This is a genomic window from Corynebacterium heidelbergense, assembly GCF_028609845.1.
In the GTDB taxonomy this organism is placed as follows: domain Bacteria; phylum Actinomycetota; class Actinomycetes; order Mycobacteriales; family Mycobacteriaceae; genus Corynebacterium; species Corynebacterium heidelbergense.
This window is the reverse complement of record NZ_CP063191.1, coordinates 2,261,439-2,276,636: the sequence shown is the minus strand read 5'-3', so window position 1 is coordinate 2,276,636 and position 15,198 is coordinate 2,261,439. Positions and strand designations below refer to the sequence as shown.

Genomic DNA, 15,198 nt, shown 5'->3' with positions numbered 1-15,198 from the left:
GGGTTGCGTTACGCTCCTGTGATGAATTCCTCAAGTTGGGTTCGGGCTACATCGTCCGGCAACTGCACCGGCGGGGACTTCATGAGGTAGCTGCTAGCCGCATCCACTGGTCCGGCTATTCCGCGGTCCAACGCGATCTTCGCGGCACGAACGGCATCGATGATGATGCCCGCGGAGTTCGGAGAGTCCCACACTTCGAGCTTGTACTCCAGGTTCAGCGGGACCTCCCCGAAGGCGGAGCCCTCTAGACGAACATAGGCCCACTTGCGGTCGTCCAGCCACCCGACGTAGTCAGAGGGGCCGATGTGGACATTGCGGTCGTCCACCTTGCCGGCCAATGGGCCCTTTTTGAGGTTAGAGGTCACCGACTGGGTTTTGGAGATCTTCTTCGACTCGAGACGCTCGCGCTCCAGCATGTTTTTGAAGTCCATGTTCCCACCGACGTTGAGCTGCATGGTGCGCTCCAGACGAACGCCGCGCTCCTCGAAGAGGCGGGCGAGCACGCGGTGGGTAATCGTGGCACCCACCTGGCTCTTGATGTCATCGCCAATGATGGGCAGGCCCGCAGCGCGGAACTTCTCGGCCCATTCGGGGTCGGAGGCGATGAACACGGGCAGTGCGTTGACGAAGGCACAGCCGGCGTCGATGGCGCACTGGGCGTAGAAGCGGTCGGCCTCCTCGGATCCCACGGGCAGGTAGCTGACCACAACGTCGGCCTTGGCCTCCTTGAGGGCGGCGACGACGTCCACCGGCTCGGCATCGGACTCCGTAATGGTTTCGCGGTAGTAGCGGCCGAGGCCGTCCAGCGTGTGGCCCCGCTGGACGGGAACGCCCAGGTGGGGCACATCGGCGATTTTGATGGTCTGGTTCTGGCCGGAGACGATCGCCTCGGAAATATCCAGGCCTACCTTGTCGGCGTCTACGTCAAACCCGGCGACGACGCGGACGTCGCCTACGTGGTACGGGCCGAAGACGGTGTGCATTAGGCCCGGGATGTCCTCGTTGGCAGCGGCATCCCGGTAGAATTGCAGCCCCTGGATCAGGGAGGTGGCGCAGTTGCCGAGCCCGACGATGGCAATGTTCACCGAACCCGCAGAGCTGGAGTTCTCGGCACTGGGGGACGCCGGGGAGGGATTGTGTGCAGAAGATGTCATAGCGCCTTAAATTAGTGCAGGAGGGCACTCCGACCGGCCCAGGCACGGCAGGTGAACCGATCAAGCTGGGTCTTGTACCGATTCAGTCCCCGGGGGCCTCGCAGACGCCGAGCTGCCTCCCCCGCGTTAGCTGGAGAAATTGATACCAGGGGAATAGGTGAAGGTTCGCGCTTATGCGTAATGTATAGGAGATCCACCGGTGCGGGGTCTCGCGTGGTCTCGACGCGCCAGGCGCCGCAGCTCTTTGCACCACCCGCCGTCGATTTGGAGACGAGTCTCGTTGAGCACTGATAAGCAGCCGCCGTCGCGAAAGAATGGCCACCGGGCCCGCAGCAGGGCCCGGGGCGACCGGCGCGTCGCAACCCAGGGCAACATCACGGCCCGCCGTCGCAAAAAGAACGAATTGAGCAGCGCCAGCTTCTGGAAGAAGGCGCTGAAGGTTGTCGCCGCCGTGATGGCTGTCATGATCATCGTTCCGATCGTGGCATTCTTCGCGGCCTATGCAGTCACTCGCGTGCCGGAGCCGGAGGAGCTGGTCAACAACCAGATTTCCTACATTATGGCGTCCGACAATCAGACGGAGCTAGCCCGCATCGTCCCCCCGGAGGGCAATCGCCAGAACGTCAAGATCGAGGAAATCCCCAAGCCCGTCCGCGACGCGGTACTTGCTGCAGAGGATCGCAACTTCTACGACAACCCCGGCTTCTCCATCACGGGCTTTGGGCGCGCTGCCCTGGGACAAATCTTCGGCAAGTCCGGGGCCGGTGGTGGTTCCACCATCACCCAGCAATATGTGAAGAACGCACTGGTCGGCGATGACTTCAGCCTTGTCCGCAAGGCCAAGGAGTTAGTCATCTCCGCGAAGATGGCCCGGGATTGGAACAAGGATCAAATCCTCCAGGCTTATCTGAACACCATTTATTTTGGTCGTAATGCCTACGGCATCGGTGCTGCCTCCAAGGCCTACTTCAATAAAGACGTCAAGGACCTCACGCCGGAAGAGGGTGCCATTCTCGCCGCCTCCATCCAGGCTCCCTCCCGCCTCGATCCCTGGACGAACCGCCCCGAGGCCGAGGCGCGCTGGAACTACGTCATGGACGGCATGGTCACCATTGGTGCTTTGAACCAGGGCCAGCGGGCCGCTGCCGTATACCCGCAGGTCCAGGACCCCGCCCTTGCCCAGCAGACCAGCGTGGCGGAGGGCACCAACGGCTTGATCAAGCAGCGCGTCATCGACGAACTGACGGCGGCTGGCATCAACGAGGACCAGGTCAACACGGGCGGCCTCAAGATCACGACAACCATCGACCCGGTGGCCCAAAACGCCGCCGTGGACGAAGTGCACCAGCAGTTCGCCTCGCTTCAGCAGGATCTCCTCGGCGCAGTAGTCTCTGTGGATCCGAAGAGCGGCGGCATTCGCGCCTATTACGGCGGTGATGATCCCGTGGGCTGGGACCACGCGAATGCCGGGCTTCAAACCGGCTCCACGTTCAAGATCTTCACGCTCGCCGCGTACTTGGACCAGGGCGGCAGCATCTATGACACCTTCGATTCGTCACCAGTCGAGACCGGAGACGCGACCGTTACCAACGTCGATGGGGCAGGCTGTGGCCGCTGCAGTGCCGCGGAGGCCCTCAAGCGCTCACTGAACACGTCCTACATTCGCGTGGAAAAGGCTCTGCAAGGCGGGCCCCAGGACGTTGCGGATATGGCGCACCGACTAGGCGTTGCCACCGAGATACCGGGATTGGGCAAGACCCTCAGCGAAAACGGCGGGCCTCCCTTCGAGGGAATTGCGCTGGGTATGTACCCCACCCGTCCCCTGGACATGGCATCCGCCCTGGCCACTCTAGCCAACAAGGGCAAGTACTTCCGCCCTCACTTCGTCGAAAAGGTCGAAAATTCCGAGGGAGAAGTGCTGCTGGACAACACCAATCCCAAGGGGGAACAGGTGGTCAAACCGGATGTGGCGAGCAACGTGATTGAGGCCATGGGGCCCATCGCCGCCTACTCCAATGGCAACTCCTTGGCCGGCGGGCGCCCGTCCGCCGCAAAGACCGGTACCGCCCAATTGGGAGATACCGGGGAGAACAAGGACGCCTGGATGATCGGCGCCACCCCTCAGCTGGCCACCGCCGTGTGGGTGGGTGCAAAGGACGGTGCACCGATCCGAAATCAGTACGGCGGCATCATGTACGGCTCCGGTACCCCGGCCACGATCTGGAAGAAGACGATGGACACCGCGCTGCAGAACGCGGACGTTGAGTCCTTCACCGACGAAGCCGCCGGTGCCAACAGTGCCTCCTCCCGCAGTTACAACAGCTACTCCGGCGGCACTGCCGCCGGGGGAGGTGGCACCTCGGGCGCAGGGACCGGCGGAACCAGTGGAACGGGTGCGGGCGCTGGAACCCAACCCGCGCCGGTGCAGCAGCAGGCCCCACCGCCACCGCCACCGGCCCCGGCTCCCGCACCGGGTCCGCCCCCGCCGAACCTGGGCCAGGTCATTAACGATCTGTTGAACCGCTAGCACTCCGGTGGGCCGCAGGCACGGGCCGGTTGAGTCCGATAGCACCCGAATTCTGCCCGGGCAGACTGAGCCGCTGGCCCGCGGGTTCATCGGGTTCCTCGGCGGCCCGATGGGGGACCACGCCCTGGTGGGCCGAGTGCAGTGGGGGACCCCACTGCGGGTTCTACTCCTCACCGCTGCGGCGTTCCTGAGCTTGGGCTGGATGCAAAAAGCCCAGTGCCTGCGCTCGCCCGTGGGTGGGGGCGCGGTGGCGGCCGGGGGCGTGGACTGGTCCGGCAACCGACAATTCACCAGCGCGTGCTACTCGGATACCGTCAGCCTCTTTTCGGCCCGGGGCCTGGACCAGCTCGCCTTCCCCTATCTCCACTCCTGGCAAGAGGCGGGGCAGACGCGCTACATGGAATACCCCGTGGTCACGGGCCTGTTTCAGTGGTTTGCGGCGGTGCTGGCCCGTCCCGTTGGGGCCGGGTGGCGGGCCCTGGGATTGCCGGGAGCGACGGATGTGGCCGTGTACTTCGGCGTCAGTGCGGTGTTTCTCGCGGCCGCGTGGATGGCCGCGGTGGGGTTGACGGGCCTCCTCGCCGGGCGGCGGGTGTGGGACGCCGTGCTCATGGCAGCCAGTCCACTCGTCATCGTCCATGCCTTCACCAACTTCGATACCCTCAGCGTCCTCGCCGCGGTGGCGGGATTGTGGCTGTGGTCCCGCAATAAACCGGCCGGTGCGGGGGTAGCGCTGGCGGTGGGGGTGGCCCTGAAGCTGTGGCCGGTGTTCATCGCGGGGGCCATTGTCCTGCTGTGCCTGCGCGCCCGGGCCTATGGGGCGCTGGTGCGCTTCGGGGTGGCGGCCGTCATAGCCTGGCTGCTGGTGAACGTGCCGATCATGATCGTGGCCCCCGCCGGATGGGCGGAGTTCTTCCGAATGAACTCGGCGCGCGGATTGGAGGGTTCGACCCTCTATGCCGTGGCGGAGCACATCGCCGGGCCCCGCTCCTGGCTGAGCACGCACGTGCTGCAGGGCTCCCCGGCGGTGTTGAACGCAATCGGGTTGTTGTCACTCGGGGCGTGCCTGGCCGCTCTGGCCTACCTGGTCCTGGGCGCGGAGAAGCAACCGCGGCTGGCGCAGGTCGCCTTCCTGTCGGTGTTGGCCTTCCTGGTCACGAACAAGGTGTGGAGCCCCCAGTACTCGCTGTGGCTGCTGCCCCTGCTGGTCCTGGCCCTGCCGCGCTGGCGGCTGGTGTTCGGGTGGGCTGCGGTGGAAGCCGTGTATTGGTACCTGCGGATGTGGCAGTTCCTGCCGCCGAAGCAGGCGGCACCGCATTATCTGGTGGACACCGTCACCGTCCTGCGCATCGGCCTGCTGCTGTGGATGGCGGGGGTGGTTCTGCGGCAGACCCGCTCCGGGTGGGATGAGGTCCGTGCGGCCCACGACGGCGCCGATCCTCTGGCCGGTCCGTTAGACGGGCGCCGCCGGTGCGGCGGGGACCGTCGGGGTGGGGCGCTAGGTTCCGGCAGGATGGGCGTCCATAATAAGGGTCAGGACGCCACGGACCGGGGCGTCGAACAGACCCACACCACAGCGACCCCCACGGGAGATCCGGGCGTATGACAACCGCAATGTTCGTGACCATGGCCAGCGTGTTCGTGGGCTTCTGCTGCATCGCCGGGGCCTATATCACGTACTCCTACGGAAAACCCCGCGCCCTAGTGTGGTCCCTGTTCACCGCCGCAGTACTCTGCCTAACCCTCGTACCGGTGACCATCGCGATCTTCTGGGCGGCCTAAGGACGATCCCGGGGTTTTTAAAAACCACCCCCGGGTCAGCTAGCATGGGCAAGTTGCTGACGCAACGACCCTCCTGCCATGCCCACGTACGACGGACATGGCCGAACACTACAAAACAGACCATAGGAGGTGATGAGGTCCGTGCGTCAATACGAGGTCATGATCATTCTCGACCCATCTCAGGATGAACGCGCCGTAGCCCCGTCCCTGGACAAGTTTCTGAACATTGTCCGCAAGGAAAACGGTACGGTGGAAAAGGTCGATATCTGGGGCAAGCGTCGCCTGGAGTACCCCATCGCGAAGAAGGAAGAGGGCATCTACGTGGTGCTGGACCTTAACTGCGAATCTGGTACCGTGCAGGAGCTCGACCGCGTGCTCAACATCAATGATTCGATCCTGCGCACCAAGGTGCTCCGCAAGGATTAGACCCTTACCAGCGCATTTTCAGCACAACACACGTCTCCACACGACACGTAAAGAAGGCTTGAGCACATGGCACAGGGCGAAACCCCGATCACAGTGGTAGGCAACCTCGTCGCGGACCCCGAGCTGCGGTACACCCAAAGCGGTGCCGCCGTGGCCAGCTTCCGCGTTGCTTCCACCCCGCGGCGGTACGACCAGCAGTCCGGGCAGTGGGTGGACGCCGAAGCCCTGTTCTTGAGCTGCAACGTGTGGCGACAGGCCGCCGAGAACGTCGCGAACTCCCTAAACAAGGGCGATCGCATCGTTGTCACCGGCAAGCTGCGGCAGCGCTCCTACGAAACCCGCGAGGGCGAGAAGCGTACGCAGTTCGAAGTCGAGGTCGATGAGGTCGGCCCCTCCCTGAAATACGCCACCGCACAGGTCTCCAAGACCCCGCGCGGCGGCAGCCAGGGCGGATACGGATCCAACTCCGGCGGCATGTCCGGCGGAGGGGGACAGGGCGGCCCACGAGGCGGCGGCAACGCCGGTGGCCAAGGCTCGAATGGCATGGGGGGCAACAACAACGGCCCCCAGCAAAACCAAGGATTCAGTGGGCGCAACGCCTCTACGGAGGAGGACCCCTGGAACTCCGCCCCGCAGAGCGGCTTCGGAGACGGCGACGAGGAACCGCCGTTCTGATTGGCTCGAAGCCTAACGCTACTGTGCGCCATGCATACCCGCTGACAATGCGCTCGTAACCACACCCCGTTTGCAAACCCCAGCTCAACGAAAGGTTGGATCATGAAGCTGATCCTCACCACCAGCGTTGATAACCTCGGTGTCGCAGGAGACATCGTGGAAGTCAAGGCTGGCTACGGGCGTAACTACCTGCTGCCCCGCGGGTTCGCCATCGCCGCCACGCGCGGTGCCGAGAAGAACATCGAGACCATCAAGCGGGCCCAGGAAGCGCGGACCATCCGCGACCTGGATCACGCCAAGGAAGTCAAGGCCGAGCTCGAGGCCCTGGACAACGTGAAGATCCCCGTCCGCAGCGCGGAGGGTGGCCGGTTGTTCGGTTCCGTAACCGAACGGGACGTGCTCAGTGCGGTAAAGGCCACGAATGGCCGTCAGCTCGAGCGCAACAGCATCAAGCTGCCGAAGAACCACATCAAGAGCACTGGACGCTACGTCCTGGAGGTCACCCTGCACCCGGAAGTGGATGCGAAGCTTGGCATCGAGGTAGTGGCCGAGTAGAAGGCTCACCGAACCACGAGAGCACGGGTTCTGGGATCCGTGGGCAAGGAATCGGCGCAGTTTTGACGGGGGTTCCCCGGACGGCGGCCTAGACAACCGCTATCCAAGACGGGAACTACCCGTGGACTCCGACGGCTTTGCTCGATACCCTTCGTGTGCTCCACGCAGCAACACATAGACAACAGCGCGGCGCCGACGAGAGTCGGTGCCTACGAGGAGCGGCCCCTTCTCGGAAGCACCGCCAACGGCGGCTTCCGGGCGGGGGTCGCTTCTCTTCGTTCGGGGGCGGCGGCTTTCGAGCGCCGGCTTTGGCGGCTCGTCTTCGGGGCAGCGGTGAGGGTTGTGGAAAACTTGCTGGTGACCGGGTTTTCGGGCCAAATCCGGAGTTACTCGGAGGTAAATACGGGGGGTAGTGGGCGGAACTTCCGCGTAAATGTGCACACTGGGTTGAAAGTTATCCACGGGAACGGTTTTTCCGCAGGCTCGGCAAGAAGGCCTGCTGAGCTGGGCAAATGTCTAACGTCGCTGGTCAGGGGCATGGGACGGCGGTTGTTTTCCACAGGGTGACCTGGGGAAAGAGGATTTCTGCACACACTGTCCACAAGTTATCCACAAGAAGGTAGGGAAGTGCCTGTGGATAACCGCTCCAACCAGCGCCGGTGGGCCCGGGTAGGGAAAGCCCACCGGAGCAGGGGAGGGGCCCCGCAGAGCGCACCAGAGCGGATCTTCCTCTGTCCCGGCGGAACTATAAGATGAGGGGCCATGAGCCCCGAGGAACCTTCCATCTCCTTTGACGACGTACCCCCGCCGGAAGAACCCTTTGATCCGGTGGACGCAGGCGCGCGCCGGGGTGCCGGTGCGGGTGCACCCGGGCGGGGGAGGGGCACCTATGGCCGGCACGCCAGCGGGGATGGGGGCCAGGTACATGGGTCGGATTACCGGGACCTCGGGCGCGAGATGCCGCAGAACATAGAGGCGGAGCAGGGCGTGCTCGGGGGCATGCTCATGAGTAAGGATGCCGTCGCCGAAGTGGTGCAGGTGCTCATGGCGGAGGACTTCTACCGCCCGGCCCACGCGACAGTCTTCGACACGATCACCCGCCTGTACGGGGAGGGCAAGGATATCGATCCGGTCATCGTGGCCGGGCGGTTGGATCGCGATGGCCGCCTGGAGGCCATCGGGGGCGCCCCGTATCTGCACAACATCATGTCGCGCACACCCACCTCCGCCAACGTGGGCTACTACGCGAACCTCGTGAAGGAAAAGTCCACCCTGCGCAAGCTGGTCATGGCGGGTACCCGCATTGTCCAACTGGGCTATTCGGGGATCGAGGGCGCGGAGGTGGAAAGCGTTGTCGACGATGCTCAGCAGCAGATGTTCGCGATAACTAACGACGCCTCCACGGAGGACTACGAGGTCTTCGCCAGCCTCATCGATCCCACGATGGACGAGCTGGACGAGTTGGAATCGGGTACCGCCGGGGCCCGGGGCATCGAAACCGGTTTCAAGGATTTGGACGACATGACCAATGGCCTGCACGGCGGCCAGATGATCATCGTGGCCGCTCGCCCGGGTGTGGGGAAGTCCACCCTGGCTTTGGACTTCATGCGCCATGCCTCCATCCGGCAGAACAAGGCCAGCGTGTTGTTCAGCCTGGAGATGAGCAAGTCGGAGATCATGATGCGCATCCTCGCGGCGGAATCAGATGTCCGCCTCTCCGCGATGCGCGGCGGAAAGCTGGAGACTGCCGACTGGGAGCGGCTTACCCTCCGGGTGGGGGAGATCGAATCGGCGCCGATCTACATCGACGATTCCCCCAATCTGACGATGATGGAGATCCGGGCCAAGGCCCGCAGGCTCAAGCAGCAGCATGATCTCTCCCTCATCGTCGTGGACTACTTGCAGCTCATGACCTCCGGGAAGCGCGTCGAATCGCGGCAACAGGAGGTCTCCGAGTTTTCCCGCCAGCTCAAACTTCTGGCCAAGGAGGTGGACGTGCCCGTGGTGGCCATCTCCCAGCTCAACCGTGGGGTGGAGTCCCGTGGAGACGATGCCCTGCCGCGTGTCTCCGACCTGCGTGAGTCCGGCTCCTTGGAACAGGATGCGGACATGGTCATGTTGCTCAACCGCCCGGATAGCCAGAACCTCGATCACGAGCGCGCCGGCGAGGCGGACATCATTCTGGCCAAGCACCGCGGCGGCCCCATCGGCACGATCGTGGTCGCCCACCAGCTAGCGTTCTCCAAGTTCAGTGAGTACCGCGCGGGCCCGGTGGCGCCCGGGCCTATGTAGGCGCACACGGAACGGAGCCTAATGAAGGACAGACGAGAAGCTTTCTCGCCCGTGGCGGGCGCGAACTCCCGGCAACCCCTCCCCGCAATCGCACTGGTGGCCCTCGGCGGTCTGGCCGGTAGCCTGCTGCGCTGGATCGTTGTTGATGGCGCGGTACCGCTCACCGGCTGGTCCGGGTGGGGACGTCCCGGCCTGCTGGCGGTCAACGTCCTCGGGGCTGTGGTGCTGGGGTGGCTCGCGGCGGGTGCCTCCGCCTCGCGATCCCGCATCACCCAACGGCACTACGCTCTGTTCGGCACGGGCGCTATGGGTGGGCTCACGAGCTACTCCGCCCTGGCTGCGGTTGTTGGGATTCCTGGCAGCTCCGGGGATTCCGTAGCCCTGGCGGGGGCAGCCCTGGGTGCCGCCGGGTATATCGCCCTGAGCCAGGCACTTGGCCTGGTGGGCGCATTGGCGGGTTGGCGCCTGGGTGAAGCGACGCTCACCGGCCACGGGCGGGGACGGGGGCAGAAGAAATGAACACGTGGTTCGGGCTTCTCAGTGCCCTGGCAGTCGGCCTGGGTGGGGCGGCGGGAGCTGTGGCCCGCTACTTGGTGGACAGTCGGCTCAAACGGAGAATCGCGCCCTTGGCCTCCCTGTGCATCATCAACGCGGCGGGCGCGGGGGTACTGGGCCTGTTAAGCGGCGCCATCTCCACCGGACAGGTGGGGCATGGCGGAGCGGGGGCAGTGGGGCTTCTCGCCGCCCTGGTGGGCACCGGGTTGTGCGGGGGTTTCACCACGTTCTCCACCGCCATGGTTGAGGTCATCCGCCCGCTACCCCCAGGTCTATCCGCCTCCGCGCGCCGACGGGCTCGCTGGGAGCGCGCGGGGTGGACGCTCCTTATGGTTCTCGCGGCGGTGCTGTGTTACGCCGCCGGGGCCTGGATGGGCCTTACTTTTTGGCGGTAACCCAGATATCGATTTCGGCGTAGACGGATTCCTTGCCCTCCGCGTCCTCAAAATGGATGATCACCGGCACTTTCTGTCCACCGCTCTCCCGAGTGATCGTGGAGAAATCGGGGAGCTCGGCCGTTGCCGTTGCCGTGAGAGCCCCCTTTGTCTTGGCCTTGTACTGGGTGCGCATGCCCATCGGCAGCCACCGGTGGGTGCTGGGCAGAGAGGCCTCCGCCAGCATCCCCATGGCCATCTCCGCGGCATTGCAGGCGGCGATGGCATGGAAGGTACCGATGTGGTTGTTCACCAGCCACCACTTGGGCACGTGCACCTTGGCGTAGCCCGGACGCATCTCGTGCACGTGGGGGAGGACCGTCACGAAGTAAGGGGCCCACAGGCTCGCGCCGAGGGAGAAGATGCGGGAACCGAAGGGCTTCTTGGACCACTTCTGCCACAGCTTATAAGTGTTGGAGGGGTTGTAGTTGGCGTCGTATTGAGAACCCATGAAACACCAAATTAGCGCACCCCAAGACGCACCGGGTGACGAATTGCTCACCTGCCTACCCCCCACGGTCCACCTGCCCGCCCAACACCCCCAGCACCCCGCCGCCGCACGGGAATAGCCCCCTAGCCGGTTAGTGTTGAAGGCCGATACGCACGCGAGAACGTGTGTGAAGCGAACTAGGTCAGGAGGGCCCGCCGTGGCAACGAAGGAAATTACGTCCGAGAACTTCAAGAGCACCGTGGAACAGAACGGCATTGTCTTGCTGGATTTCTGGGCGGAATGGTGCGGGCCGTGTAAGCGGTTCGGCCCGATCTTCGAGCAGGTCTCGGAGAAGTACGAGAACTACACCTTCGGCAAGGTCGACACGGAGGCCAACCAGGAGCTTTCCGCGGCGTTGCAGGTGCAGTCCATTCCCACGCTGATGATGTTCCGCGATGGGGTGCTACTGGCTAGGGAGGCCGGGCTCATGCCCCCGCAGGCGCTAGAGGATCTCATCGCGCAGGCGGAGGCACTGAACATGGACGATGTTCGCGCCCAGATCGCTGAGCAGCAAGCCGGCCAGGAAGAGCAGGGCTAGCAAGAACAGGGCCAGCAAAAAGAAAACCGGCCAGCAGCCACAGGGGGAGAGGCAACTGGCCGGGGGAATGAGGGGGATGGACTAGAAGGCCCTAGAAGGTCGCGGCGTCGATGACGAAGCGGTACCGGACGTCGGAGTCCAAGACCCGCTCGTAGGCCTCGTTGATTTTCTCCGCGGGGATGACCTCTACCTCGGCGCTGATGTCGTGCTCGGCGCAGAAGTCGATCATCTCTTGGGTTTCCTGGATCCCACCGATGGCGGAACCGGCGAGGCTGCGGCGCTTACCGACGAGCAGCGGCCCGGCCATCTCTACCGGCTTGGGGGGCAAGCCCAGCAGGCAGAGGGTGCCGTCCAGCGCCAGCATTTCCGCGAACGGCTGGAGGTCCAGGGGGGCGGAGACGGTGTTGAGGATGAGGTCGAAGTGGCTCTTGTAGGGCTCGTTGAAGCCCTCGTCGGCGGTGGCCACGTAGTTCTTGGCACCGAACTTCATGCCGTCGTCCTTCTTGGACAGGCTGTGGGAGAAGACGGTGACCTCCGCGCCCATGGCATTGGCCAGCTTCACGGCGACGTGGCCTAGGCCGCCCATGCCGATGATGCCCACCTTGGAGCCGGGGCCAACGCCCCAGTGCCGCAGCGGGGAGTAAGTGGTGATGCCGGCGCACAGCAGGGGAGTGGCTCCGGCGAGGTTGTCCATGTTCTCCGGGATGCGGACGAGAAAGTCTTCCCGGCAGACGATGTGGGTGGAGTAGCCGCCCTGGGTGATGGTGCCGTCGTGGCGGTCCACGCCGTTGTAGGTGCCGGTGGCACCGTTGGCGCAGTAGTTTTCCTGGCCCTGTTCGCAGGGATCGCAGTGGCCGCAGGAGTCGACGAGGCAGCCGATGCCGACCGTGTCGCCCTTGGCGAATTTTTTCACGGCGCTGCCGGTGTCCACGATTTTGCCGATGATTTCGTGTCCGGGGGTGAGGGGGAAGTTATCGTGTGGCCAGTCCCCGTTGACAGTGTGGATATCGGAGTGGCAAATTCCGGCCCATTCGATTTCCAGCAGGCAGTCGTCGTCGCGCAGTTCGCGCCGGGTGAGGGTGGCCTTGACTAGGGGCTCTCCGGCCCCGGGAGCTTGGTAGCATGCAACATCCATGGATGCGAGTCTACGCTGGTCACCGCTGCGGCCTCGGTCCCTATTGCTATGGGTATGTAAGTTTCAGCAGCTATCTAGCCGCCCCATAGCAACAACGGGGTATGCGATGACGGAGCCTATTCTCGCTGTTCAGAGGGATAAATTGGTCTCCTAAAGGCCGCTGTTGGAAATGAAAAGCGTTTAGGTATTTCAGGCCAATGCCAGGATCACCCGAGCAAATGTTCAATTCCGGTTGAATACAAGCCCCGTTTTTCTGCTGTAGAAGCCAAGCCCAGCGCGAAACCCACACCCCACCCCGGTACCCGGTAGCATTCCTTCGACACACCAACCACCTATAACCACGTAAGGAGCCCCTCCCGCCATGCCGAACCCCTTCTCTAAGGGCTGGAAGTATCTCACCCAGTCCCTCGACGCGAAGATTGACGAGAACGCCGACCCCAAGGTGCAAATCCAACAAGCTGCGGACGAGGCCCGCCGCCAGCATCGAGCCATCACGGAGCAGGCGGCCGCCGTCATCGGCAATTGCCGCCAGCTCGAGATGAAGCTCAGTCGCCTGCAGGAGGATGCCGCCCGCCTGCAGGACAACGCGAAGTCTGCGATGATGCAGGCCGATGCCGCCCAGGCCGCCGGGGATGCCGCCAAGGCCCAGCAGCTCAACCAAACCGCAGCACTGTTAGCATCGCAATTAGTTTCGGTTGAGCAGCAGATCGACGAGACCAAGCAGATGCACGCCGGGGCTAAGGCCGCAGCAGAGCAGGCCGCCGCGCAGCAGCAGCAGTCAGACGCGCGGCTCCAGGAGCAACTGGGACAGATCTCCGAACTGCGTGCTCAGGCGGACCAGGCCAAGATGCAGGAGGCCACGGCTCAGTCCATTCAGCAGATGGATAGCATCACGGGGACGGACCCAGATGCCAGCGTGCCCACCTTGGATCAGGTCCGCGACAAGATCGAGCAACGCTACGCCACGGCCCTGGGATCCCAGGAGCTAGTCCAGGATTCGGTGCAGGGCCGGATGGACGAGGTTGCCGCGGCGAGCACGGATATGCGCGCGAACTCCCGCCTGGAGCAGATTCGCGCGGAGATGAAGAAAGGCGAATTGACCAGCGGTGGATCACGTGAGGGTAGAGACAACCCCGGGGCTGAACAGCCCGAATCTGAATAACCCCACCCCGAGTGTTTCCGGCGCCGCCGGTGACCCAAACACCCCCAGCGGCAGCCCGGCACCGAACGCCCGTCTGCTCATCGGGGTGCTGGTGGTGGCGGCCTTCGTGGTGATTCTTAACGAAACCACCCTGTCCGTAGCACTGCCGGAGCTCATGCGCTACTTCCGGGTCTCCGCCGAGTCCGCGCAGTGGCTGAGCACGGGCTTCATGCTCACGATGGCGGTGGTAATCCCTATGACGGGATACATCCTCTCCCGCTTCACGCTGCGCCGGGTCTATGTCGCGGCGCTGTCGCTGTTTTTAGCGGGCACGGTGTTGGCCGCGGCGGCACCGGCCTTCCCGATTCTTCTGCTGGCCCGCATCATCCAAGCCTCCGGCACGGCCCTGGTCCTGCCGATGTTGATGACGACCATCATGCAGCTCGTGCCCATCGAGCGCCGCGGCCAGGTCTTTGGGCTGGTGAGCGTGGTCATCGCGGTCGCTCCGGCCGTGGGCCCGGCCGTGTCCGGCCTCATTCTGCAGACCGGCAGTTGGCGGTGGATTTTCCTGGCCATGCTGCCTCTGGTTCTTGCCTCCTTCATCGCGGGGCTGTGGCTCATCCGGAACTTCACGGAGCCCACCCGCCCCGGCCTGGATGTGCCGAGCGTCCTGCTGTCTGCGGTGGGGTTCGCCACCGCGATCTACGGGCTGGCTGGCTTGTCCCAGCTTGCGAACGGGTTCCCGATGGGTAGGGTGTGCCTCCTGGTCGTGGGGGTGCTCATCCTCGGCGTTTTCTTCCGGCGGCAGCGCTCCTTGGCCCGTGCCGAGGAGGCCGGGAGGGGCCCCGGCCCACTGTTGAACCTGGAGCCGCTGGGCGATCGGAACTTCGTGTTCTCTACCGTCGTGCTGCTACTCAGCTTCGGCCTGCTGTTCGCGTTCATCATTCTTATCCCCATTTATGCCCAGCAGGTGGTGGGGTTGTCCAAATTGGCCACGGGGTTGATCTCCCTGCCGGGCGGTATTGTCATGGCGCTGTTGGGCCCGGTGGTGGGTCGTATTTACGACGCCAGGGGCACGCGCATCCTCACCATCCCCGGAGCCGCCCTTCTTAGCCTGTCCCTCGTGGGCATGGCCGCCATGGGTTCCACCGCGGCGCTGTGGTACCTCATGGTCTGTGCGATCGCGCTCAATGCCGGCGTGGCCCTGGTACTCACACCCATGATGAGTAATGCCCTGGCCTCCGTGCCGGATCGGATCGCGGCTCACGGCCAGGCGATCGTCAACTCTTTCCAACAGGTGGCAGGGGGAGTGGGCACGGCGGTGTTCGTCGCGATCATGACCCTCGGGGCCGCCTCCGCGGGCGCTGTGTCGCAGCAGGACGCCATTGCCCGCGGAGTGGGTTTGGCCTTCGCGGTCGCGGCGGGGCTGAGCCTGGTGGCGTTGGCTATTGTGGTTTTCATCCGCTTCGACGCTCGCGACGAAAGCCAGTAAGT

At 64.2% G+C, this 15,198-nt stretch carries 15 protein-coding genes; 12 read left to right on the top strand and 3 right to left on the bottom strand.

The features are described from left to right. Window positions 1-8: 8 nt before the first annotated feature. Window positions 9-1,154 (bottom strand): inositol-3-phosphate synthase, encoded by a 1,146-nt coding sequence (locus tag CHEID_RS10185; RefSeq protein ID WP_112769354.1) that lies wholly within the window; start codon window positions 1,152-1,154, stop codon window positions 9-11. 454 nt (window positions 1,155-1,608) lie between these two features. On the opposite strand from CHEID_RS10185, the gene CHEID_RS10180 reads away from it, so the two are divergent. The 9 genes from CHEID_RS10180 to CHEID_RS10140 all read left to right on the top strand — a co-directional run bounded on the left by CHEID_RS10180 (window position 1,609) and on the right by CHEID_RS10140 (window position 10,361). Further along, window positions 1,609-3,681 carry a transglycosylase domain-containing protein gene (locus CHEID_RS10180; protein WP_112769368.1) on the top strand — a complete coding sequence of 691 codons (2,073 nt, stop codon included), beginning with the start codon at window positions 1,609-1,611 and terminating at the stop codon, window positions 3,679-3,681. A 7-nt stretch (window positions 3,682-3,688) separates the two neighbouring features. Next, window positions 3,689-5,287 (top strand): glycosyltransferase family 87 protein, encoded by a 1,599-nt coding sequence (locus CHEID_RS10175; RefSeq protein ID WP_238599299.1) that lies wholly within the window; start codon window positions 3,689-3,691, stop codon window positions 5,285-5,287. Next, window positions 5,284-5,463: a hypothetical protein gene (locus CHEID_RS10170; protein ID WP_112769353.1), complete on the top strand. Its 180-nt coding sequence runs from the start codon at window positions 5,284-5,286 to the stop codon at window positions 5,461-5,463. Before CHEID_RS10175 ends, CHEID_RS10170 begins: the two co-directional genes overlap by 4 nt. Window positions 5,464-5,604: 141 nt before the next feature. After that, window positions 5,605-5,889, top strand: coding sequence for a 30S ribosomal protein S6 (gene rpsF / locus CHEID_RS10165; protein WP_112769366.1), 285 nt, complete (start codon window positions 5,605-5,607; stop codon window positions 5,887-5,889). A 66-nt stretch (window positions 5,890-5,955) separates the two neighbouring features. After that, window positions 5,956-6,564, top strand: coding sequence for a single-stranded DNA-binding protein (locus tag CHEID_RS10160; protein ID WP_112769352.1), 609 nt, complete (start codon window positions 5,956-5,958; stop codon window positions 6,562-6,564). A 102-nt stretch (window positions 6,565-6,666) separates the two neighbouring features. After that, the gene (rplI, locus tag CHEID_RS10155; protein ID WP_112769351.1) at window positions 6,667-7,119 is read left to right on the top strand and encodes a 50S ribosomal protein L9; all 453 of its coding nucleotides are present in this window, start codon (window positions 6,667-6,669) and stop codon (window positions 7,117-7,119) included. A 762-nt stretch (window positions 7,120-7,881) separates the two neighbouring features. Next, the gene (gene dnaB / locus CHEID_RS10150) at window positions 7,882-9,411 is read left to right on the top strand and encodes a replicative DNA helicase (RefSeq protein WP_112769350.1); all 1,530 of its coding nucleotides are present in this window, start codon (window positions 7,882-7,884) and stop codon (window positions 9,409-9,411) included. Window positions 9,412-9,432: 21 nt separating this feature from the next. Next, entirely contained in the window at window positions 9,433-9,930 is a 498-nt protein-coding gene (locus CHEID_RS10145) for a fluoride efflux transporter FluC (RefSeq protein ID WP_112769349.1), read from the top strand. Beyond that, the gene (locus CHEID_RS10140; protein ID WP_112769348.1) at window positions 9,927-10,361 is read left to right on the top strand and encodes a Fluc/FEX family fluoride channel; all 435 of its coding nucleotides are present in this window, start codon (window positions 9,927-9,929) and stop codon (window positions 10,359-10,361) included. Before CHEID_RS10145 ends, CHEID_RS10140 begins: the two co-directional genes overlap by 4 nt. Here the strand turns inward: CHEID_RS10140 and CHEID_RS10135 are convergent. After that, on the bottom strand, window positions 10,345-10,851 hold the full coding sequence (locus tag CHEID_RS10135; protein ID WP_112769347.1) for a hotdog fold domain-containing protein: 507 nt from the start codon (window positions 10,849-10,851) through the stop codon (window positions 10,345-10,347). The two genes, CHEID_RS10140 and CHEID_RS10135, sit on opposite strands and share 17 nt — an antisense overlap. A 196-nt stretch (window positions 10,852-11,047) precedes the next feature. On the opposite strand from CHEID_RS10135, the gene trxA reads away from it, so the two are divergent. Next, window positions 11,048-11,428, top strand: a complete 381-nt coding sequence (gene trxA, locus CHEID_RS10130) for a thioredoxin (protein WP_112770272.1) — start codon at window positions 11,048-11,050, stop codon at window positions 11,426-11,428. 91 nt (window positions 11,429-11,519) lie between these two features. On the opposite strand, the gene CHEID_RS10125 is transcribed toward trxA, so the two are convergent. Beyond that, a complete protein-coding gene (locus CHEID_RS10125; protein WP_112770273.1) occupies window positions 11,520-12,563 on the bottom strand; it encodes an NAD(P)-dependent alcohol dehydrogenase in 1,044 nt (347 codons plus the stop codon). Between the two features lie 361 nt (window positions 12,564-12,924). Between CHEID_RS10125 and CHEID_RS10120 the strand changes: the two genes are divergently transcribed. Together CHEID_RS10120 and CHEID_RS10115 are read left to right on the top strand one after the other, a co-directional pair. After that, on the top strand, window positions 12,925-13,725 hold the full coding sequence (locus tag CHEID_RS10120) for a PspA/IM30 family protein (RefSeq protein ID WP_112770274.1): 801 nt from the start codon (window positions 12,925-12,927) through the stop codon (window positions 13,723-13,725). Continuing rightward, window positions 13,670-15,196, top strand: a complete 1,527-nt coding sequence (locus tag CHEID_RS10115; RefSeq protein WP_273661139.1) for an MFS transporter — start codon at window positions 13,670-13,672, stop codon at window positions 15,194-15,196. Before CHEID_RS10120 ends, CHEID_RS10115 begins: the two co-directional genes overlap by 56 nt. Window positions 15,197-15,198 lie beyond the last annotated feature (2 nt).

Excerpts from the sequence above, each read along its gene's own strand:
- CHEID_RS10185 (WP_112769354.1), bottom strand. The coding sequence starts at position 1,154 with ATGACATCTTCTGCACACAATCCCTCCCCGGCGTCCCCCAGTGCCGAG.
- CHEID_RS10180 (WP_112769368.1), top strand. The coding sequence starts at position 1,609 with ATGGCTGTCATGATCATCGTTCCGATCGTGGCATTCTTCGCGGCCTAT.
- CHEID_RS10170 (WP_112769353.1), top strand. The coding sequence starts at position 5,284 with ATGACAACCGCAATGTTCGTGACCATGGCCAGCGTGTTCGTGGGCTTC.
- CHEID_RS10160 (WP_112769352.1), top strand. The coding sequence starts at position 5,956 with ATGGCACAGGGCGAAACCCCGATCACAGTGGTAGGCAACCTCGTCGCG.
- rplI (WP_112769351.1), top strand. The coding sequence starts at position 6,667 with ATGAAGCTGATCCTCACCACCAGCGTTGATAACCTCGGTGTCGCAGGA.
- dnaB (WP_112769350.1), top strand. The coding sequence starts at position 7,882 with ATGAGCCCCGAGGAACCTTCCATCTCCTTTGACGACGTACCCCCGCCG.
- CHEID_RS10145 (WP_112769349.1), top strand. The coding sequence starts at position 9,433 with ATGAAGGACAGACGAGAAGCTTTCTCGCCCGTGGCGGGCGCGAACTCC.
- CHEID_RS10140 (WP_112769348.1), top strand. The coding sequence starts at position 9,927 with ATGAACACGTGGTTCGGGCTTCTCAGTGCCCTGGCAGTCGGCCTGGGT.
- CHEID_RS10135 (WP_112769347.1), bottom strand. The coding sequence starts at position 10,851 with ATGGGTTCTCAATACGACGCCAACTACAACCCCTCCAACACTTATAAG.
- CHEID_RS10125 (WP_112770273.1), bottom strand. The coding sequence starts at position 12,563 with ATGGATGTTGCATGCTACCAAGCTCCCGGGGCCGGAGAGCCCCTAGTC.
- CHEID_RS10120 (WP_112770274.1), top strand. The coding sequence starts at position 12,925 with ATGCCGAACCCCTTCTCTAAGGGCTGGAAGTATCTCACCCAGTCCCTC.